At 29.0% G+C, this 21,905-nt stretch carries 21 protein-coding genes and 1 pseudogene; 6 read left to right on the top strand and 16 right to left on the bottom strand.

Annotation, left to right across the window (positions count from 1 at the left end):
* Nucleotides 1-352 precede the first annotated feature (352 nt).
* The 9 genes and pseudogenes from CRV03_RS12785 to CRV03_RS12745 all read right to left on the bottom strand — a co-directional run bounded on the left by CRV03_RS12785 (nt 353) and on the right by CRV03_RS12745 (nt 9,486).
* A complete protein-coding gene (locus CRV03_RS12785) occupies nt 353-1,321 on the bottom strand; it encodes a response regulator transcription factor (RefSeq protein WP_129085532.1) in 969 nt (322 codons plus the stop codon).
* A gap of 18 nt (nt 1,322-1,339) precedes the next feature.
* The gene (locus CRV03_RS12780) at nt 1,340-2,059 is read right to left on the bottom strand and encodes an SDR family oxidoreductase (RefSeq protein WP_129085531.1); all 720 of its coding nucleotides are present in this window, start codon (nt 2,057-2,059) and stop codon (nt 1,340-1,342) included.
* 49 nt (nt 2,060-2,108) lie between these two features.
* Nucleotides 2,109-2,366, bottom strand: coding sequence for a hypothetical protein (locus tag CRV03_RS12775; RefSeq protein WP_258239089.1), 258 nt, complete (start codon nt 2,364-2,366; stop codon nt 2,109-2,111).
* Nucleotides 2,367-2,404: 38 nt separating this feature from the next.
* Nucleotides 2,405-3,472 carry an XdhC family protein gene (locus CRV03_RS12770; RefSeq protein WP_129085529.1) on the bottom strand — a complete coding sequence of 356 codons (1,068 nt, stop codon included), beginning with the start codon at nt 3,470-3,472 and terminating at the stop codon, nt 2,405-2,407.
* 3 nt (nt 3,473-3,475) lie between these two features.
* Nucleotides 3,476-3,805 (bottom strand): annotated as a pseudogene (locus CRV03_RS12765) (molybdopterin cofactor-binding domain-containing protein); the annotation flags it as partial.
* Nucleotides 3,806-4,038: 233 nt separating this feature from the next.
* Nucleotides 4,039-5,334 carry a tyrosine-type recombinase/integrase gene (locus tag CRV03_RS12760; RefSeq protein WP_129085527.1) on the bottom strand — a complete coding sequence of 432 codons (1,296 nt, stop codon included), beginning with the start codon at nt 5,332-5,334 and terminating at the stop codon, nt 4,039-4,041.
* A gap of 232 nt (nt 5,335-5,566) precedes the next feature.
* Entirely contained in the window at nt 5,567-6,853 is a 1,287-nt protein-coding gene (locus tag CRV03_RS12755) for a PAS domain-containing sensor histidine kinase (RefSeq protein ID WP_129085526.1), read from the bottom strand.
* Nucleotides 6,854-6,943: 90 nt separating this feature from the next.
* Nucleotides 6,944-8,296 (bottom strand): magnesium transporter, encoded by a 1,353-nt coding sequence (gene mgtE, locus CRV03_RS12750; protein ID WP_129085525.1) that lies wholly within the window; start codon nt 8,294-8,296, stop codon nt 6,944-6,946.
* The gene (locus CRV03_RS12745) at nt 8,296-9,486 is read right to left on the bottom strand and encodes a peptidoglycan DD-metalloendopeptidase family protein (protein ID WP_129085524.1); all 1,191 of its coding nucleotides are present in this window, start codon (nt 9,484-9,486) and stop codon (nt 8,296-8,298) included. Before CRV03_RS12745 ends, mgtE begins: the two co-directional genes overlap by 1 nt.
* Nucleotides 9,487-9,566: 80 nt before the next feature.
* Here CRV03_RS12745 and CRV03_RS12740 point away from each other — a divergent pair, with 80 nt between their 5' ends.
* The 3 genes from CRV03_RS12740 (at nt 9,567) to CRV03_RS12730 (ending at nt 13,202) form a co-directional block, all read left to right on the top strand.
* Nucleotides 9,567-10,526 (top strand): murein L,D-transpeptidase family protein, encoded by a 960-nt coding sequence (locus CRV03_RS12740; RefSeq protein ID WP_129085523.1) that lies wholly within the window; start codon nt 9,567-9,569, stop codon nt 10,524-10,526.
* A 68-nt stretch (nt 10,527-10,594) separates the two neighbouring features.
* Nucleotides 10,595-12,808 (top strand): phosphoribosylformylglycinamidine synthase subunit PurL, encoded by a 2,214-nt coding sequence (gene purL, locus CRV03_RS12735; protein WP_129085522.1) that lies wholly within the window; start codon nt 10,595-10,597, stop codon nt 12,806-12,808.
* Between the two features lie 13 nt (nt 12,809-12,821).
* Entirely contained in the window at nt 12,822-13,202 is a 381-nt protein-coding gene (locus CRV03_RS12730; RefSeq protein WP_129085521.1) for a DUF302 domain-containing protein, read from the top strand.
* A gap of 10 nt (nt 13,203-13,212) precedes the next feature.
* On the opposite strand, the gene CRV03_RS12725 is transcribed toward CRV03_RS12730, so the two are convergent.
* The 5 genes from CRV03_RS12725 to amt all read right to left on the bottom strand — a co-directional run bounded on the left by CRV03_RS12725 (nt 13,213) and on the right by amt (nt 17,419).
* Nucleotides 13,213-13,635, bottom strand: a complete 423-nt coding sequence (locus CRV03_RS12725) for a hypothetical protein (protein ID WP_258239088.1) — start codon at nt 13,633-13,635, stop codon at nt 13,213-13,215.
* The gene (locus tag CRV03_RS12720; RefSeq protein WP_129085520.1) at nt 13,635-13,940 is read right to left on the bottom strand and encodes a metal-sulfur cluster assembly factor; all 306 of its coding nucleotides are present in this window, start codon (nt 13,938-13,940) and stop codon (nt 13,635-13,637) included. Before CRV03_RS12720 ends, CRV03_RS12725 begins: the two co-directional genes overlap by 1 nt.
* On the bottom strand, nt 13,930-15,180 hold the full coding sequence (locus CRV03_RS12715) for a hypothetical protein (RefSeq protein WP_129085519.1): 1,251 nt from the start codon (nt 15,178-15,180) through the stop codon (nt 13,930-13,932). Before CRV03_RS12715 ends, CRV03_RS12720 begins: the two co-directional genes overlap by 11 nt.
* Entirely contained in the window at nt 15,180-15,518 is a 339-nt protein-coding gene (locus tag CRV03_RS12710; RefSeq protein ID WP_129085518.1) for a hypothetical protein, read from the bottom strand. The genes CRV03_RS12715 and CRV03_RS12710 overlap by 1 nt, the downstream gene beginning before the upstream one ends.
* Before the next feature lie 86 nt (nt 15,519-15,604).
* Nucleotides 15,605-17,419 (bottom strand): ammonium transporter, encoded by a 1,815-nt coding sequence (gene amt / locus CRV03_RS12705; protein WP_129085517.1) that lies wholly within the window; start codon nt 17,417-17,419, stop codon nt 15,605-15,607.
* Between the two features lie 144 nt (nt 17,420-17,563).
* Here amt and purH point away from each other — a divergent pair, with 144 nt between their 5' ends.
* The gene (purH, locus tag CRV03_RS12700) at nt 17,564-19,096 is read left to right on the top strand and encodes a bifunctional phosphoribosylaminoimidazolecarboxamide formyltransferase/IMP cyclohydrolase (protein WP_129085516.1); all 1,533 of its coding nucleotides are present in this window, start codon (nt 17,564-17,566) and stop codon (nt 19,094-19,096) included.
* Nucleotides 19,097-19,157: 61 nt separating this feature from the next.
* Entirely contained in the window at nt 19,158-19,559 is a 402-nt protein-coding gene (locus CRV03_RS12695) for a DUF3465 domain-containing protein (protein ID WP_129085515.1), read from the top strand.
* Nucleotides 19,560-19,584: 25 nt separating this feature from the next.
* Here CRV03_RS12695 and CRV03_RS12690 read toward each other — a convergent pair whose 3' ends face one another.
* Nucleotides 19,585-19,797, bottom strand: coding sequence for a hypothetical protein (locus tag CRV03_RS12690; RefSeq protein ID WP_129085514.1), 213 nt, complete (start codon nt 19,795-19,797; stop codon nt 19,585-19,587).
* A 91-nt stretch (nt 19,798-19,888) separates the two neighbouring features.
* A complete protein-coding gene (locus tag CRV03_RS12685) occupies nt 19,889-20,773 on the bottom strand; it encodes a LysR family transcriptional regulator (protein ID WP_258239087.1) in 885 nt (294 codons plus the stop codon).
* Nucleotides 20,774-20,868: 95 nt separating this feature from the next.
* On the opposite strand from CRV03_RS12685, the gene CRV03_RS12680 reads away from it, so the two are divergent.
* Nucleotides 20,869-21,885, top strand: coding sequence for a YeiH family protein (locus CRV03_RS12680; RefSeq protein ID WP_129085513.1), 1,017 nt, complete (start codon nt 20,869-20,871; stop codon nt 21,883-21,885).
* Nucleotides 21,886-21,905 lie beyond the last annotated feature (20 nt).

Genomic DNA, 21,905 nt, shown 5'->3' with positions numbered 1-21,905 from the left:
TTCAGCATTAGGTTATGACAAGCCAATGAATGTTTATTTAAATCAGATGAAAAATGTTGCATAACGATACAGAGATAGGTGGAATTTAAATTACGAAATAGTTGTCTTGACTTTTAGTGGCATTATATATCTCATATATTGGAAGGATTGTAAAGTAGAGATTATTTCTCTAAAAGAACAGATTGTTGAATTTGTTTTTATGACTCATCTTTTAGTGTCTATGCTCTGTTAACAGATAAAAGAAGCTTTATTTAATTAGAAAAACTTAGAAATAAAATGATATAGATGGTAACTTGTTCGGGAAAAAGTAATTTTAGCTTATGAAGAAAATGATTTATAAATATCGGTGAGATTATGAAAAAATAAGTAAATGTTTATCTAGTTTTCTAAAATAAAAAGTTTCAACTTTAAAGTTAAAGCTTTCATTTGAGTTTAAATTATATAATCTTACATTGTTAATAGTTTTATGATTTAATAGCTCATCTTTTAAATATTCTTTCTCCTTTGAATTACATTCAAGTAGTTGAAAAAAGTCACCATTTTCCTCATCCCAAAGCTCTTTTACAACTTCATTACCAAGTAAATCTCTAAAAGCTTTATTTATACAAAAAAGTTGTTTATGAATAAAGGTTACAATATAAACAGAAGAGTTATCAACTATTTTTTGAATTAATGCATTTTGCTCTTCCAGTTCTTTTATATAAAGTTCTGAATTATTGTTTTCCTTTTCAAAATTATCAATATTTAGCTTATATCCATGATTTCTTTTTTGAATAAATATATCAAATTTAATTTTCTTTTTAATTCTATTAATAAGTGTTCTAACAGATGTATCACTATTTAGTTTTAATAAAGACTTCAAATTTTTTGTAGATATAAACTCTCCTTTTGATAGAGATTTAAATAGTAGTATTTCTTGCTTTGTTAAAACATATATCTGATTATCTATGAATATTTCACTTTTTTTGAGATTTATATTGATTTCTTGGTTTAAGTGAATTATTTCTGTTTTTTTTGTCTTCTGAAAAAACTTACACCAACTTTTTAATTCTTCAGAAGAAAAAGAATATTGAATATAGTTTGAAAAACCATTTTTTAAAAGTTTTTTTATATCTTCATCATTATTTACAACAAAAAGTAGGAAACAACTGGCCTCTCTATTTTTATAGGATTCGATAGCTTTATCATCTATTGTTGCTGTATCAATTAACAAAAAATCGACATCTTGAATATGAATAGCTTCTTTCATATTCAAGATATTAAAAATTGATATAGCTTTTAGTTTTAAACTATCATTAAAAGATACAACTTTAAAATTCATTATATATTCTAGCTATTTCTACGGTTCTTGTCTAGTTGCAGCGATTACAAGTTCTCTAATGTTTACATTTTGTGGTTGTGAGTATACAAACTCAATTGATCTAGCAATATCATCTGCAACAATTACACCATCCATTGATTCTTTCCATTCTTCATAACCCTTGATAATTTCATCATCAGTTGTATGCGATAATAGTTCAGTCTCAACTGCACCTGGGGCAATAGTTACAACTCTTACATCAAAAGTAGCTACTTCTTCTCTTACATTTTCAGAGATTCCGTGAATTGCAAATTTTGTACCACAATAAGCAGCATGAGCGGGGAATGTTTTTTTACCGGCAACTGAAGAAATATTTACAATTGTTCCAGTTCTATTCTCTTTCATATCAGATAGTACAGCTTGCATACAGTTTAATACAGCAATAACATTTAAGTCAAACATCTTTTGCCACTCTTTTATGTCTTGTGTATCAACTGAACCTAATAACATTGCTCCTGCATTATTTACTAAGCAACCAGTTTTTCCATACTTTTCTTCTGCATCTCTTATAACTTTTTTTATCTCATCAAAATCTGTAACATCAACTTTTGTACAAATAGAGTTTGGTAAGTTTAATGCCTCAAGTTTTTCTACTCTCCTTGCAATTAATAAAAGAGGATGACCTGCATCAGAAAACCTTTTTGCTGTTGCTTCTCCAATACCTGAACTTGCACCTGTAATTACAACTAATTCTTTCATTTTTTATCCTTTTTAGTTTTTATTAAATGATTATACATGAACTAACGTTTCAATAACGTTCTATAACTTTCTTGTTTAAATATATTTTATCCTCTGTTGTATCTATATCAAAAGCTAAACTATCATCTAAAAAGATTGATTTATAATTATTTCTTTTTATGATTATTTTTGCCCCTTTATCACCTTTTAATGATAAGAGTTTTTCATAGTGACTATTTGAGAATATTGCAGGAACAGCAATATCGCCTTTATAGTGAGTACAAACTATTTCATTTTCTTCATTTGATTTGCATATTAGTTTTTTCAAATGGCTAGTAGGAATAAAAGGTTGATCGCAAAGCATTATTAGTGTTTTATCAAACTCAACAAAGATGAAATACCGTATGATATAGAACTTCCTATTCCTTTTGGGTATTCATTATTTATAACAATTGAAATTGGATAATTTATTATCTCTTTACTTATCAAGTCTTTATTTGCACCCAATACAACTGTTACATTAGAATTTACATCTAAAGCTTTTTTTATTGAGTTTTGAATTAATGTTTTATTTTGAAACTTGACAAGCTGCTTAGATTCCCCTAAACGACTTGAAGTTCCTGCTGCTAGTATTAAAACTGCTAAGTTATTAGATTTTCCCATTTTCCTGGCTTCTCTTTGGGAACATATTGATAGGGCAATTGATTGGTGAGTGATACCCCCCCCTATATCAAAACCAACTGGGGCAAAAAATCTTTTATCATCTTGAAGATTAAATTGTTCGCGCTTTTTTTGCATGTTTTTCTTATTTCCCAGTATTCCTATGTACTCTACATTTGATTTAAGAAGTGCTTCAAGGTATGTATCATCCGTCTTAGGAGAGTGACTTAATATTACTGAAGCATTACAGGAACTTAAATCATAAGATAAAATATCTTCTAATTTTTCTAATTTGATTAATTCATCTGCTTGTCTTACATACTCTTTTCTTATCTTTAAATCAATAACCGCAGTTTTCCAGCCCATTAGATTTGCCATATTTATTAAAGAACTCACATGTGCACCTGAACCAAAAATTAAAAGAGAATAAGGCTTAGTAAGTAATTTACTTAAAGAGTCATAATTCTTTTCAAAATAAAAAGGCTGTAGTTCATAGCTACTGATACCATGAGCTGAATTTTTATCTTTAGGAGTATTCTCATAACTAATTGATTTATTTGATTCTAAAGCCTGCTTTGTTAAATCTATGATTTTTTCATGTAAACTAGGACTTCCTAAAACACCTATAAACTGCTCTTTAGAGTTTACAAACATCATATTGCCAAGCTTAGCATAGCAGTGTCCTATTGTTTCAGTAACACTAACACATACTATATCTAAGCCTCTTTGTTTTAAGTCTTCTATAAACTTTAAATTTGTTTTATCAAAAAACATCAATTATCCCATTTTTATTGGCATTGAAGTATATAATTTTCCAGTAGCATCAAAAATTGCATTTGGTACAGCAGCTAATATAGGAGGAGTACCTGGCTCACCAATACCACCAATTTTTTCACCTGAATTTATAATACTAACTTGAATATCTGGAACATCAGAAACTCTTGTAACTGTATAATCATAGAAGTTGTTTTGTACTGCAGTACCATTTGAGATAGTAATCTCACTACTTAAAGGAGTTGCTAATCCATAATTAATACCACTAATCATCTGATTTTCTACATTTTGGGGATTAAATACAAATCCACAGTCAATAGAACACCAAACCTTTTCAACTTTAAAACTTTTTCCACTAACTCTAAGGTTTGGAACAAAATTAGAAAATCTAACTTATTAGTTTTATAACCTTTGTTTAGACATATAATTTGTTCCAAAAAGTGTTCAAGAAGTAGAATTTAGTGATTTTCTCAAATCCTAAGGACTTTTTGAACAAAAAAAATCACTTTTGAAGTCATAAGTTTAAAGCATCATCCAGCATGCCATCGAAATGAAACCTTTAATTATTATGTAAATTTTAAAAAATTACCTTCTAAAATATCTATTACATGCTTAATAACTTCATCCTTAACATTTGGATAAATATTTTTAATTAAATTAAACTTATCATTTGTTGGTTCCATAACTTCTACATCGATAATATCAGAACTTATCCCAATAGTTTTAGTAAATGTATCTTGTGCTTTAATAGCATTTTCTTTTGTTTTGTTAACATATCTTTGTTCTGTTGTTCTAATTGATTTATGACCTAACATTGAACTTACATCATATACATCTGCACCAGCATTTAAAGATGTCTGTGCTACCATTGAACGTATGTCATGAAGAACTAAGTCATGTATGCCCATAGATGCAGTTAGTTCTTTAAATAGTTTTAAAACCCATTTAGCAGTATATTTAAATACCTTACCAGTTGCTTTAACTTCCCCTAAACTTTTTATTGCATCAGCTAATATTGGAGTTAAAATAAACTCAAGTTCTATTTTATTTTTTACATCTTTAGCATCAATTTTAAAAGTATGATTATTCCAATTAATATTTTCATATTTAAGTGATATAACTTCACCAATTCTTCTACCTGTTAGTAAGAACATAAATATACTTTTAATTTGGGTATTCTCATATTCAACCATTGCTTTAACAATTTTAGATGTAGTTTCTATAGGATAAGTATATTTTCTTTCATTAGAAACTTTTGGTTCAATTAGTTTTGTCCAATTTAACATTACATCATAGTATTCTAATGTTGGTTTAATTGTTGGCTTAATATGTGATATTTTTGATGCACTTAATCCTTTTTGTTTTGCCTTATTCACTATAGCTTGAACATCTTGAATGGTAATATCATCTACATTCTTATTATGAAGAGGTTTTAAATATTTATTGAACATAATTTCATAAGCTTTAAAAGTAGATTCTCTAATCTTTTCAGCACTTAATCGTGATTGATAATAAGTTTTCCAACAATCTTTAAATTTTCTACTATTAATACCCTTGACAATTACTGGAATATTTTTATTTTTGAGACTACCATTAGTTTTAAGTTTATTAATTATTTCAGCTTTTTTCCCTTGAAGAGATTGAATGGCTTTAACCATTGTTGTCCCTCTTGGCATTGTATAACTTTTTTTCCCTCTAACTCTTTTATTGTTATATTGTGTGGCTACTTCAATTTGAATTTTAAAGTCACTATTTGGTGCTTTAGTATTACCATCTTTATCAACCCTTGGTTCTGTATCTGATAGTAGATAAAAGTTTGATGCAGAACCATTACTAAGGACTATTTTGTATCTATTAGGCATAATATTCTTCCTTGAACCACTTTTAATATTTATATCTTAAAAAAGTGGTTATATCTATATTTATTGATATATATTTATATTTAATTATATCTAATAAAAGTTTATATAATGGTCTATTTATAGGTAATTGTAGTAAGTTGTTTATATATAAAAAACAAAAGATGAGTTTCTTTCAATAGTGGCTCAATCTTTACATAAATAAAGTAGGCTTTTTAGCTTACTTTATTAGAAATCATAAAAGAGCTAATTCTATTGTAAATAGAGTTCCTTTATACTTAGTACCTTCAAAAGTAAACTCTTCATTTTGTACTTCAATTTTTCCTTGCATATGTTTTGTAACAATCTCTTCACACATATATAAACCAATCCCTGTTCCATGTGTTTTATGTTTTGTTGTAAAGTATGGTTCAAATACTTTATCTATAATATCTTTTGAAATTCCACCTGCATTATCTTTTATTTTGATTATTAGATTATCTTTTTCTTTATAAGCATCAATAAATATAACTCTTTTATCTATATTGTTCTCAATAAATGCATCTTTTGAGTTATTAAAAATATTTATAAGAACTTGGATAAGAGCATTACTATAGTTTAGAACTTCTGTTTCATCACTGGTTTTAATAAGTTCAATCTCTTCATTTTTGAACTTATTATTTATAATCATTTTCACTTTTTCAAATACATCATCAAAATTAAAATATTGTTTCTCTTGGTCAGGCTTAAAGAAACTTCTAAAGTCATCAATTGTTTTTGATAAAAATTGAGAAGAGTTATTGATAATATCTAGGGATTCAAAAAACATTTCATCTTTTAATACACCAAGCTCATGTTGTAGTTTAATACCTGTTGAAGCACTTGAAATTGTAGATAAAGGTTGTCTCCATTGGTGAGCAATATTTTCTAAGACCTCTCCCATTGCAGCCATTTTTGATTGTTGCATTAATAGTTTTTCTTTGCTTCTTACTTGAGTTACATCTAAGGCATTTGAGATAATAACACGCTTATTCTCTCTTATTCCATAAGGAGCACTTTTAAAGTGCCAAATTAGATTTTTGCCATCTTTTGTTTTTATATTAAACTCACCATTATCTACGGTTTCATTAATATTATAAAGAGAGGATAAAGTACTTACAATACTATTTTTATTGTCTTGGTCTATCTTTGTCCATTTTTTTATATGGTCAATCTCTTTAAAACTATATCCTGTTATTTCACAAACTGCTTTATTGAGTTTTATTATTTCGCCATCTTCATTGAATATTATAATAGGAGAAGCAATAGTATTAATGATTTTTTCTTTTTCATCTACTATTTTTTCAATCTTTAAAAAAGTAGATTTAATTAATATATAAAGAAGTAGGGTAGTTATTACTATAAATGCAAGACCTTTTATAGTCTGTATAAAAGTTAATGTTTCATTGCTTAGATTTAGATAGAGTAGTAAATTATCAGAAAAATAAATCCATAAAAAACTAAAAGTAAAATATACTAAGCATATCTTTAATGCGTTACTCATTTTTGACCTTTAATTTCATATATTACAATAATATTACAAATTAAAAGATTTAATGAGTATCTTTAAAGCTATTTTTTAATAAAAATAAAGCTACAGAAGAATTACTTTTGCGAGCATTAAAAATGAGAAGAAACCTACAATATCTGTTACAGTTGTAAGTAGTACTGTACTTCCAATTGCTGGGTCTACATCAAGTTTTTTAAGAAATAGTGGAATTGAGGCTCCAAAGAAACCTGCACTAAATAAGTTTATAACCATTGCCATTGCAATAACAACACCAAGCATAGCTTTATCAAACCAAACCCAAGCAATTAATCCTATAACTACAGCAAAAACTACTCCATTAAAAATAGAGATAAAAACCTCTTTTTTAATAGCAGTTTTACTATTATCAAAGTCGATATCACCTAACGCAAGTTGTCTTACCATTACGGCTAAGGTTTGTGTTCCTGCATTTCCACCCATTGAAGCAACAATAGGCATTAAAATAGCTAAGGCAACATAAGATTGAATAGTTTCATCAAATAATCCAATAACTAAAGAAGCTAAAATAGCAGTTCCTAGGTTTAAAAATAGCCAAAAACCTCTTTTTTTAGCAACGGTAAGTAAGTTGTCATCTTGCTCAAACTCATCATCTACACCTGCTAATTGGTACATTTGTTCCGTTGCACTCTCTTCAATTACATCTAAGATATCATCGGATGTAATCCTACCCATTAACATACCTTGATATCCAACAACAGCCACAACTGAAAGGTCATATTTCTCAAACTGTTTTGCTACATCATCAATATCATCTTTATCTTGTACAACAAAGGGTTTAAATTTGTTCTCTTCATGAGAGTTTAAAATCTCTTCATATGTTTTAGTAAAATCAAAGATAATTAAATCTTCAAGTAGAATTGAGGCAAGAAGTTTCTTATCATCATTAATAATAAAAACTTGGTGAATATTTTCTAGTTCATCACTTGCTTTTCCCTCTCTTAATCTATCAATAGAACTTTGAATAGTATCTTTGATATTTGCAGAGAAAAGCTCAGTCTGCATGTATGAACCAGCTTCATCTTGGTTATATCTCTTAAGCCAATTAATCTCTTCTTGGTCTTCTTCTTCTAGACCATCAAAGACTTCTTTAGCTTTATCTTCATCAATTCCTTCAATCTCTTGAATGATATCTGTAGCATCATCTGATTCTAGTTCATCTACTACTTCTGTTAGTTTTTTAATTGATAGTTCTTCATAAACATCTTCTCTTAGATATTCAGGAAGTTCAAGGATAACTTCACCCAGTAAGTCTTCAGGGATTTTTTTAATAGTATCAAAGAAGTCTTGGCTATTTTCTGCGTGGACTTTTTTTAAAGAGTAAGCTATATCACTAGGGTGAATGTCTTCTATTTTTTCAAGAAGCTCTTTCGTGTCTGTTATAACTCTCTCTTCTGACATTAAATATTCCTAATTGTAATTGGTGAACTTGAAAGTGAGTCTTCAAGTTTTGTTGGAATTAACACATTTAAATCTTTAGTATGGTTTTTAAGTCTATTTGACATAGTTTTAGCATACTCTTTAAATACTCTTTTTTCTTTACCTTTTAGTTTACTCTTAGTTACCTTTATAATTTTTAAAGGATCAATGGCTCTACCATTTCTATATAATCCTAAGTGTAAGTGAGGTCCAGAACTTAATCCCGTACTTCCAACATATCCAATATGTTGACCTTTTCTTACTTTACTTCCACGTCTTAAGCCACCTTTGAATTTGTACTGGTGAGCATAAAGAGTTTTTAAACCATTTTTATGTTGGATAATAATTGTATTTCCATAACCACCTTTTCTACCTCTAAAAGTGATTCTTCCATCTGCTGCTGCATAGATTTTTCTTCCTCTTGGAGCTGCATAATCAACTCCTAAGTGAGCTCTATATCTTTTTAGAACTGGATGGAATCTTCTTTTTTGGAATCTACTTGAGATTCTACTATATCTAACTGGCGTTTTAAATGTGAAGTTTGTTAAGCTTTTACCATTTAGGTCATAATATTGACCATCTCTTTCATGTCTAAATATAAAGTTATTATCCCCTGCAACTTCAACCATAGCTGCAACAATTTCAGGTTGACCAAAATATTTTCCAAGTCTGATTTTTTGTTTATATTTTATAACTACAAAATCACCTTTTTGCATTCCTCTAAAGTTTACACTTGATTTAAATGCTCTAATAAGTTCATTTGCAAGATTTTTATTATTTGTTCTTTTCATAATATCAAGATATGGAGAGTGAGAAATTTCTAAAACTAAAGTCTCTTCTATCTCTTGATATGAAATAGGAAGTGTTTGAAACTTGTACGTTCCATCTAGTTGTTTTGCAATGTGAAGTTGAATATCTTCTGATACTGGAATTAATACTTGTTTTAATGAGTTATCGTTATCAAGTAATAAGTGATAAGGTATTCCTGCATTTATTTCAGAACATAACTCTTTATCTTCTTTTGGTAAATCAAAATATAATGATTGGGAAATTCCATACTGTTCTAAAAATGTTAAAAATGTTTCGCCCTTTGGCCAAGCTAACTCTTTCACCTCTTTTGCTAGTGCAAAAGTACTTAAAAATACAAAAACTAATAAAATGATTTTCTTCACATGACTTCTTTATACTAAAATTAGAAAAATTATTATACAATCCGCAACTTGAAGAGTTAATAAAATATTTGGGGAATTGTATGAAAAAACTACTACTTCTTTTATTCTTTATGGTTACTTATTTATTGGCTGATCTAGTAGATGTATATCGAAACCAAGGCTTAGATGCAGTACGAGCTGAGCTAGAAAAAGAACTTACAAAAAAGCAATACTGGGAAAATTATCTAAGTAACAAGAACGTTGAGTATGGTTACTATGAATCAAAAGAGTTTTTAATAGTTGCAGAGAAGCAAAAAAAAGAGATAAAAGTATTTAAAGTAGAAAAAGATAATTATAATCTACTTTTAAAAGAAGATATTATTGTTGGTGAAAAAGAGGGTGATAAGCAAGTTGAAGGTGATTTAAAAACACCAGAGGGTGCTTATATGTTAACAAAAAAACTTACTAAATTAGATCAATTTTATGGACCACTTGCTTTAGTAACTTCTTATCCAAATACTTTTGATAAAGCATTAAATAAAAATGGTCATGGAATATGGATTCATGGAATGCCTTTAAATGAAGAAAGAGAAAAGTTTACTCAAGGGTGTATTGCTTTAGACAATGAACAATTACAAGCAATAGATAAAAGTATTGCCCATGAAAAATCTATTTTACTTATAAGTGATGAGCATCTTCCAAAAACTTCAAAAGAAGAGATAAGTACAATTTTAGCTGCTATTTATAAGTGGAGAGAAGCTTGGAAAAAATCTGATATTGAAGAGTATTTAAACTTCTACTCTGAATCTTTTAAAAATGATAGAGGAATGAGTTTAGAAGAGTTTGCAAAATACAAAAAAAGAATCTTTGCTAAAAAAGAAGAGAAAAAAATTGTATTTACAAATATAAATATCGCTCCTTATCCAAACTCACTAAATAAAAATATGTATAAAGTTCTTATGGATGAAGATTACAAAACAAAATATTATACTTTTGTAGGAAAAAAAGAACTATATATTGAGCTTAAAGACAATAAAGTACAAATCTTAGCAGAGGGTTAAAACTAATACTAAGAGCTTTTTTTGTATAATCGCCTTTAATTAAAACTACCATAAATTTAAGGGCGAAGATGCAAAAAGAAGAGATGAATCTTGAAGAGATAGCACTTGCACACTCTTTAACACTTGAAGAATTCGAAAATATCAAAGAAATTTTAGGAAGAGAACCAAACTATGTAGAAATTGGTATTTTCTCTGCTATGTGGTCTGAACACTGTTCATATAAATCTAGTACAAAATACTTAAAAGGTTTCCCAACAAAAGCACCATGGGTTATCCAAGGTCCAGGTGAAAATGCAGGGGTTATTGATATTGGTGACGGTTATGCAGCAGTATTTAAAATGGAATCTCACAATCACCCATCTTTTATTGAACCATATCAAGGAGCAGCAACAGGTGTTGGTGGAATTATGAGAGATGTATTTACAATGGGTGCTAGACCTGTTGCAAGTATGAACTTAATCCAATTTGCTGGAATCGAAGGTGACAGTGAAACTGCTAAAAAGCACAGATACTTATTAAGAGGTGTTGTTGCTGGTATTGGTGGATATGGTAACTGTATGGGTGTTCCAACTATTGGTGGACAAACTAACTTTGAAGAGTGTTATGCAGGAAACAACTTAGTAAATGCATTTAACTTAGGTATCGCAAAAGCTGATGAAATTTTCTACGGAAAAGCAGAAGGTATTGGAAACCCAGTAATGTATGTTGGGTCAAAAACAGGTAGAGATGGACTTGGTGGAGCGGTTATGAGTTCTGCTTCATTTGATGAAGATTCAGAATCAAAAAGACCAACAGTTCAAGTAGGTGATCCATTTACTGAAAAACTATTATTAGAAGCTTGCTTAGAACTATTCAAAGAAGATTTAATTATTGGTATTCAAGATATGGGTGCTGCAGGACTTACTTCATCTTCATTTGAAATGGCAGGAAGATCTGACTCTGGTATGATTATGCACTTAGATAAAATTCCAGCAAGAGAAGAGGGAATGACTCCTTATGACTTTATGTTATCTGAGTCTCAAGAAAGAATGCTTATCTGTGCGAAAAAAGGTAGTGAGCAAGCAATTATTGACATCTTTGAAAAATGGGAATTAGATGTTGCTGTTGTTGGTGAAGTAACTGATACAGGAAATATGGAATTATTCTGGCATGGTGAAAAGTGTGCAGAAGTACCAGTTCAACCAGTTTCTGAACAATCACCAGTATTAGACAGACCAGTTGCAAAACCAGCATACTTAAATGATATTGCAAATATCTCTTTAGATAAAAACATCTCTAATCAAGAGGCATTTGATAAACTATTATCTGATATGGAAGTAGTTGACAAATCTTGGGTTTATGACCAATATGATTCAATGGTACAAACAAATACTGTAAAAGGACCAGGTAAAAACGATGGTTCTGTAATTAGAATCAAAGAGACTGGAAAAGCTTTAGCTATGTCTGCTGATTGTAATACAAGACAATGTTATGTTAACCCTGAACTTGGAGCTGCAGCAGCAGTTATGGAATCAGGAAGAAATGTTGCTATGACAGGAGCTACTCCAAAAGCAATTACAGATTGTCTAAACTTTGGTAACCCACAAAACCCAGAAGTAATGTGGCAGTTTGCTCAAGCTTGTGAAGGTATTAAATCTGCTTGTAAAGAGTTAAATACTCCAGTTATTGGTGGAAATGTATCTTTATATAATGAAACAAATGAAGTAGGTGTTTTCCCAACTCCAGCAATCGCAATGGTTGGTGTAAATGATGATGCAAACAAAGTTTTACCTTCTTGTTTACAAGAAGATGGAAACACTTTATATTTATTAGGTGATACTAAATCTGAGTTTGGTGCTTCTTTATATCTTAAAAAGTTATATGGAAAAGTTGCAGGAGCTCACCCAGAAGTTGATTTTGCAAAAGAGCTTAACTTATGGAATACAGTTATTGAAGCAAATAACCAAGGTTTATTAAAAGCAGCAAAAGATGTTAATGTTGGTGGTTTAGCTATCGCATTAGCAAAAATGGCAGTTGTTGGAAACAAAGGTTTAGAAGCAAATATCAAATTAGATGATGAAAAAGATTTATTCTCTGAAACATTAAGTAGAGCTGTTGTTGAAGTTACATCTGAGAATAAAGATGCATTTGAAAAACTGTGTGCTTCTAAGGGAATGAAAGTTACTGAATTAGGATTAGTTGGTGGTGGAAGAATTGCTATCAACGATATCTATACAGAATTAGCAGATGCTAAAAATGTATACTTCAATAGATTTAAAGAAGTAATTGAGCAAGACTTATAATAAAGGTTTTAAAATGCAACAATATATTAAAGATTCTTCAAAAAGCGTTCAAGAGGTAGTAGATACTATTTGTGAAAAAGCATCAAACTATAAGTTTGGTGTTTTACACATTCATAATGTAAAAGAGACTCTTAACTCAAAGGGAGTAGAGTTTGATGATGAGTGTCAAATTCTTGATGTATGTAACCCTGGTGTTGCAAAAGAGTTTTTAACGGCAAATAGAAATCTATCTTCTATAATGCCTTGTAAGATCTCTGTATATAGTAAAGATGGACAGACAAGTGTAGTTATGAATCCAGTAGAGGATTTAGCTAGACCAATTGAAGAGTCTGTATTACCATTAGCAAAAACAACACAAGAAACTTTATACAAATTAATAGATGAAGCTATCTAAGCTTTATCTATTAAATACTATACATAATCTGCGATAAAAATATAATCACAATTACTAAAATAAATGGAAGCCTGTGACCTTTAAATACGAAAGGTTGAATTCCAAAAAATACTTGTAAAACTCCCCTTAATCCTAACCATAATCCTAAAATTGCTTTTATTGAAAGTAGGATTTGAAAAGTTGAAAAACTATTATCTTCAGGAATACTCCCAAAACTAATATGAAATAGATATATTCCTGATATTACTGCAAGAACTAAAGCTTTTGGAACTATAGCCCTTGTTAGTTTTGCAAAATAACTTCTTACTTCTTTGTATTTGTCTTCACTTAGAGTTTTTTGCATTCTCATTAATATAAGATTATCTGTAAATAAAAAGCCTGCATAAATAAATACAGAAAAAATATGTATTAATTTTACAAGTAAAAAGTCCATTAGAAACCACCTAACTTCTGCTTCACATGTTCTTGTGCCATAGATATATTCCACTCTGGTTCCCATACAAGTTCAACACTTGCAAGTTCAACTTTAGGAAGTTCTTTTAAAACAGCTTCTTCCACCCATTGAACAATTAGTTGATGTAAAGGACAAGCTTTTGTACTAAGTGTCATAGTTACAACAACTTCCATTTTTTCATTACAACTTGCATCATAAATAAGTCCCATTTCCACAAGATTAAATCCAACCTCAGGGTCAATAACAGTTGATACAGCTTTAAAAATCTCTTCTTTAGAATACATAAGATTCCTCCTTAATTGTTGCCATATATAAAATATCTTTCAATAAAAAGATAAGACCAATAGTTAAAAAACATAAACCACTTTTGTATATTTCATCTATATTTGTTATTAAGCCTATTGTTACAATAATAGTTCCAAGTGAAGAGCTTAAAATCTGAAAGTTAGAGCTTTTCTTTGGTATTAAATCAGTTAACATTGGTACTTGTTTTTTGCCTACAAACATAGAAAATCTTTCATACCAAACTAAAAAAGGAACTATTTTATATAAATGTCCTGCTATTAAAAACCCAATAAAACCAACAAAAATAAGCCATGAGGCTGAAATTAAAAGTTTATCATTTCCATAAAAATAATATGCAATAAAAAGTACAAGTGATACAAGTAAACTAAGATATGAGAAAATCATACTTTTAAAATAGATATCAACTTCAACTCTTACTCTTTTTTTATAGATTACAAATATTTGAACAAAATATAAAAGTAGTGAGATTATACAAAGTGTATAAGCTATAGTTTCAAAGATATTGATATTAAAAAAACTGAAAATAAGCATTGAGATAATACTTGAACATAAAATATAAAAGGCATTTTTTACATATATCCATGAAAAACTATGACTTAACCAAAACATTGGAAGAAGAATTAAACTCATACTCATAACAGTAGTTCCTACGTATCCAAAAAATACTAAGAAAATATGAGATTTTAAAAGTCTAAATGAATCAAGAGATAAAATACCAGAGTGATTAAGAGCTAATGCAATTCCAAGTATTAATCCAAATAGTAAGAATATATTTGAGATGATAATTGTACTTATAATGAAATTTATCTTCTTAACTTTTAAGATTGTTAAAAATGTTTCAAGTAAGAATATTGCCATTGCTATAAAAATAGCTGTTCCTCCAAAGGGAAGTAAAATAGGAAGAGTATAAAAGCCAAAAGCCATTAAAATAGTACCTACTATAATTAGAGGATAAATTGCATAATATAAATCAACTGCACAATGACCAACTTCTAAAACTACAGGAACAAGTTGAGCCATTGCTCCTAAAATAATAAGCATTACAAATGAAAGTAAAAATATATGAACCCAAGCTAAAGTACTACTATTTAAGTAGTGTAAGCTTTCAAGTTCAAATCCAAACATAAGTAAGATACTTATTACAAAAGTTATTACACCTAAAATAAAAAAAGGTGCTACAAGTTTAAAAGGTGGTGCAAAAGCAGTTGAAATATTCATTAGTGATTACATCCTGAGCCACTACAACTATTTTGAGTAAAATCAGTTGTATTTTTAGAACCTATTTTTTTTCTAAAAATTACTTTTGCAAAACCATTTTCTAATTCTTCAACATCAAAAGTAAACTCTTGCTCTATTCTAGGGAAAAGCCCTGCTGGTGATTTATGGTTAATCATTACTAATTGACTATGTTCATCTAATAGCTGTAATCCTACCATTGCATTAACCATGGGTTCAGGAGGACCACATCTACTAGTATCAAAGTGATAAGTTGTTAATCCATCTTCAATAGATTTAAAAAAGTCTACACTTGAACCTGCTACTTCTATTTTTTCCATTTTTCATCCTTTGTTTTTTGAAGTTTAACTTCTTTAAGGATTTGATTTATTGATGCCAATCAATAAAGAAAAATGAATAAATAGTTTTAGTAGCAATAAACTCTATTTCTTCCTAGTTTTTTTGCTTGATATAGTGCTTCATCAGCATTTTTAAATACATCATCAAAGGAGTTATTTGAAGCTTTAAAGCTACTAACTCCAAAAGAAGCTGTAACTTTACCAACTTTAGTAAACTTTACTTTTTCAATATCTGCTCGTATTTTATCTGCTATATTTTGTACCGCATTTAAGTTTGTAGTATTTATCACTAATACAAACTCTTCACCTCCCCATCTAGCAAAGATATCATCTAATCTAATTTTATTTCCAATAACTTCAGCAAACTCACTTAAAATAATATCTCCAATATCATGTCCATAAGTGTCATTTATATTTTTAAATTTATCAATATCAGCAATAATAACAGAATACTCATCTCCATAAGGGCGATATTTCATCTTTTCTAAAAAGCCTCTTCTATTTAAAACCTTTGTTAATGAATCAAAATACGCTTTTTTATGTAAAGATTTATTTGATTTTTTCAGAGTCTCATTTTTCTCTTTTAACATCTCTAAAAGATAATTGAAAAATCTCGCAACAATACCTACTTCAGTATCTCTTTCTTCATATATTTTTTTATTTAAGTTTCCTGTTTTCATAATAGTAACTATACTTTCAATAGTCTCTACCCAAGGAAGTTTTGCATTGTGTTCACTTGTATTTAATCCAAGAACTTCACTTCTTTTTTTTACCCTTAAAAACTTGTATCTATATAAAATTAAAAATAGAATAATTCCTAAGGTAAAAGAAAATACAAATGCCGTGAATATTCCTAAAGTTTGAACTATAAAAAATTCTACAAATGATAATCCTATTGGTGATGCGGTAAAAAGTGCAATTGCTAATGTTCCCCAAGCTCCTGCAAAACCATGTATTCCTATTACATTTAAAGGATCATCAATTTTAAGTTTTTTTGATATAAACTCATTTGAAAAGTGCATTATCATAGCAGATATAAATCCTACAACTGCTGCTTGATATATTGTAAATAAATGACATCCTGCAGTTATACCAACAAGACCTGCAATAATCCCAAAACTAAATAGTTCTATTTTTGTTTTTTCATGATTAGCAAAAGTTAATATCCATGCAGCAAAACCACCAAATATAGCCGATATAAGTGTATTTAAAAGTATTAAAGTAATTTGTGCATCAAACTTTAAAAGACTTCCTGCATTAAACCCAAACCATGCAAGGAAAAGTATAAATACACCAAATACAATAAAATTGTGATTTGATGGCGCAAAATATTTAATTTTGCCTTTTCTAAACTTTCCAAGTCTTGGACCTAAGACTATAGTTCCAGCTAAACCTATCCAAGCTCCAACTGAGTGAACGACAGTAGAACCAGCAAAATCAACAAAGCCTAGTTCATATAACCAACCATTTTGATTCCAAGCCCAATGTCCAAATATAGGATAAATAATTGCTGCTACAAAAATAGCAACTATAATATAAGCATTAAATTTTATTCTTTCAGCAACTGCCCCTGAAACTATTGTAATCGCTGTTGCTGCAAACATTGCTTGAAAAAAGAAGATTGCATTTTGTTCTAAATTTTTTCCATCAATTATAAAATTTGAAGTTCCAAATAGTCCTGATAAACTATCTCCAAACATAAAGCCAAAACCTACTAACCAAAAAAACATAATTCCAAATACAGTATCTATTAGGTTTTTCATAGCTACATTTATAGTATTTTTTGTTCTAACAGTTCCTGTCTCAATTAAAGAAAAACCAAATTGCATTAAAAAAACCAAAAAAGCACTTAGTAATATCCACATTAAATCTAAACTACCCATAAAGTCCTCCTTGGCAAAAATTATAGCACCAAAAATAACTTTATTGAGTATATTACTTATATAGAAAATAGACAATTTTGCTCAAGCGACACATAATTACTTTTTTAGTATAATCACGTTTACAATTACGAGTGAGGAAATAAATTGAGAGCATTAATTAGTGTAAGTGATAAGAGTGGTGTTGAAAATTTTGCAAAAGAACTTGTAGAATTAGGTTATGAAATCATCTCAACTGGTGGTACATATAAAAAACTTCAAGAAGCAGGAATTGCAGTAATAGAAGCAAATGAAGTTACAAAATTCCCTGAGTGTTTTGAAGGAAGAGTAAAAACTTTAAATCCATATATTCATGGTGGTATTTTACATAGAAGAGATAAGCAATCTCACCTTGACCAAGCAAAAGAGTTAGGTGTAGAAGGTATCGATTTAGTATGTGTAAACCTATATCCTTTTAAAGCTACTATTGAAAAAACTGATGACTTTGAAGAAATCATTGAAAACATTGATATTGGTGGACCTGCGATGGTTAGATCTGCTGCTAAGAACTTTGATTCAGTAATTATTGTAACTGATGTTGCTGATTATGATACTGTATTAAATAATCTTAAAAACGATACGAATACGGTAGAGTTTAGAAGAGATATGATGATTAAAGCATATGAGCACACAGCTGCATATGATTCAATGATTGCAAACTATATGAACAAAAGATTCAACAACGGTATGGGTGAAAAACAATTCATCGTTGGTGAAAAAGTATTTGATACAAGATATGGAGAAAATCCACACCAAAAAGGTGCATTATATGAGTTTGATAAGCACTTATCTGAAAAATTTATCCCAGTAAAAGGTGAAGCCTCTTTCAATAACATGGGTGATATCTCAGGAGCTGCAAAAATTGCTGCAAACTTTGGTGATGACAATGCTGTATGTATCGTAAAACATGGTAACCCTTGTGGTTTTGCTATCAAAGATACATTATTTGAGTCTTACACAGAAGCTTTAAAATGTGACCCTGTTTCTGCATTTGGTGGAGTTGTAGCTGTTAATGGTGTAGTAGATGGTGAACTTGCAAAAAAAATGAATGAAATCTTCTTAGAAGTTGTATTCGCTGCAGACTTTACTGATGAAGCAATTGAAGAGTTTAACAAGAAGAAAAGACTTAAATTATTTAAGCAAGGAACTTCAAAACTAGACCTTGCAAATGATGATTTCAACTTCAAAATTGTTGATGGTGGATTTGTTTACCAAGACTCTGATGTAGTTGGTGAGGATGAAGTTAAAAATGCTGAACTTAAAACTGAAAGAACTGCAACAGAACAAGAGAAAAAAGATATGGAAATCGCTGTAAAAGTAGCAGCAGGAACTAAATCTAACTGTGTTGTTTATGTAAAAGATTCTGCTGTTGTTGCTATTGGTATGGGTATGACTTCAAGAGTTGACGCAGCTAAAGCAGCACTTAGAAAAGCTGAAGATATGGGAATTGATGTAAGTGGTTCAGTACTTGCTTCTGAGGCATTCTTCCCATTTAGAGACTCAATTGACGCAGCTGCTGAAGCTGGTGTTAAATGTGTGATTGAGCCAGGTGGTTCAGTTAGAGATGATGAAGTTATTGAAGCTGCAAATGAGCATGGAATGGCTTTATACTTTACAGGTGTTAGACACTTCTTACACTAATTAATATTATAAAAGAAGGATTACTTTAAAGGTAATTCTTTCTTTTAATTAAAGGAAAAAAATGAAATCTAAAGTTTTAAAATATATTTTACTAATAGGTTTGATTTTTTCTCCTACTTTCTTACTTTCAAATGACAGCATAATTCAAAATGCTTTTTTCTCTTCTAAAAGTGATGTTCAAGTAAAAGGTTCTGGAAAAGTTATCAAGATATTATCTGATGATAATAAAGGTTCAAGACATCAAAGATTTATAATAAAACTAAAAAATCAAATGACCCTTTTAGTTGCCCATAATATAGACTTAGCACCTAGAGTAAATAGTTTAAGAGTAAATGACTATATAGAGTTTTATGGTGAATATGAGTGGAATAGCAAAGGTGGAGTAATTCACTGGACTCATAAGGACTATAGAGGAAATCATCCCCATGGTTGGATTAAGCATAAAGGTATTACTTACGAGTAAACCTTAAAAGTAAGAACTCTTACTTTTAAATGTCTAATAAACTACCAATACTTAAAATCAACCCCTTACTTCTAAACTGTGGAATTAAATTTAATAAAGACTCTTTCCCATGTTCATTTATATGATTTACTATTAGTTCTCTTTTTGTATCTGAATCTAAAATTAGTTCTTCAACTCTTGATACATTATTTGTTTTTACTGCTTGTAAAAATTGCGTTGATGCAGGAATAAATGTCATTTATATTCTCCAAAATAAAAATTTATGGAATAATGACAAAAAAGTACTTAGTAAATATAAGTTTTTGTGTTACCATTTTGTAACTATATTTTTAGTTCAAACCTTCTATAAAACAGTTTTTCATATATGAAGTAAACTCTAAAAATAGTTTGCTTTGGTATTTGTCTTTATGATAAACCATAAAAAGTTCCCTTTCAAAGTTCAAATTTTTTATTTTAATTTCAAATAATTTTTTATTTTCCAACTCTTCTTTTACAGCAAGTTTAGAGATACAAGTTATTGTCTCTTTGTTATTTAAAAGTATGTTTTTTATCTCCTCAAAGTTTGATATCTCCATTGAGATATTCATTTCATCTTGATATTTTAGTTTACTTAAAAACACTTCTCTTGTCGCAGAACCTTTTTCTCGTAGAAGCCAATTATATTTATATAGTTGGTCTATATAATACTCCTTTTTAGTAAGTTCTTTGTTTGATGAAACAATTATAAGTGAGTCATTTGCCACTTTTTCTTTTATAATGTTTGCTTCATTAAAATCACTCTCCACAAAGCCTATATCAACATTTGAATTTAAAATTGATTCTAAAATCTCTTTTGTGTTTATTGAGTGTTTTGTAATATGAATATCATGGTTTGAAATAAATTTATAGATGCATTGAGATAGGTTTATGCTATTGAAGGTTTTACTAGAGGCAATTTTCAAATCACCCTTTAATCTATCAGAACTAAAACTCTCTTTTGCATGAATTAACTCTAAAAAAGGTTTGTATGATTTTTCTTTAAAAACTCTTCCTCTTTCATTTAAAGTCAGCTTTCTTCCTATTCTATCAAAGAGTTTTTCATCTAGTTTCTTTTCAAGAGAGTTAAGACTAATTGAAATAGCAGACTGAGTCATGTTAAGTTTTTTTGCAACATTTGAAAGATTTGTTTCTTCACATAGTTTAAAAAAAATATCTAATTCTTTGAAGGTAATCAAGAAGTTTCCTTATTAAAAATATTTATGATTATATCAAAAATAATTAATTTTACAAATATTGACTAAATTACTATAATTTTAAAAAAGGAGAGAAAATGCAAAGATTTAAAGATAAAAACTTCTATTTTGCACTAAGCACAATATTTATATTAACACTATTTGCAAACTATATTTTGCAGTTTGATTTTTTTAATAAGCTTGGATTATCTTTACTAATTATTTCTATTTTGATTGGAATGATAATAACTAATATTTTTAAAGTCAGATTACCTCAAACCTTTGATAGTGCAATAGCTTTTTGTACAAAAGAGTTATTAAGACTTGCGATTGTTTTTTATGGTTTTAGATTAACTTTCAATGAAATTTTAAATATAGGTTTTGATGGAATAGTTGTTAGTTTCTTAATTGTTTTTACAACATTCATTTTAGGATATATTATTGGAATAAAGGTTTTAAAACTAGATAAAGAGATTACTATTTTAACTAGTGCAGGAAGCGCTATTTGTGGAGCAGCAGCAGTTTTAGCTACGGAAGGGGCTTTAAAAAATAAAGCCTATAAAAGTGCTATTGCAGTTTCAACTGTAGTGCTGTTTGGAACTATTGCAATGTTTTTATATCCATATATGATAAAAGCTGGTTTTGTAACTTTAAATGAGGCGCAAACAGCTTTTTACATTGGTGGAACATTGCATGAAGTAGCTCATGTGGTTGCAGCAGCAAATGGTTTTGAAAATGAACTTATAGAAGAAAACTCTGTAGTTGTAAAGATGTTAAGAGTTATGCTTTTAGCTCCTTTTTTGATAGTTGTTTCACTATTTTTAATAAATAAAAAAGAAAAGAAAGAAAAAGGAAAAGTTGTAATTCCTTGGTTTGCTGTGTTTTTTATTTTAGTTGCAGTTTTTAACTCTTTTGATTTTTTACCAAAAGAGCTAGTTTTTACTATAAATGAAATAGATACATTTATTTTAGCAATGGCAATGATGGCTTTAGGATTAAAAACAGATTTAAAAAGTATAAAGCAAACTGGATTTAGACCAATACTATTAGCAACGATACTTTTTATTTGGTTAATATTTGGAGGATTGTTTATTATTAATACAGTAACTTTATAAATAAAATGACCATGTAACAG

This window comes from Arcobacter sp. F155, assembly GCF_004116455.1.
Classification (GTDB): Bacteria; Campylobacterota; Campylobacteria; order Campylobacterales; family Arcobacteraceae; genus Halarcobacter.
This window is presented reverse-complemented; position numbering and strand designations above follow the sequence as displayed.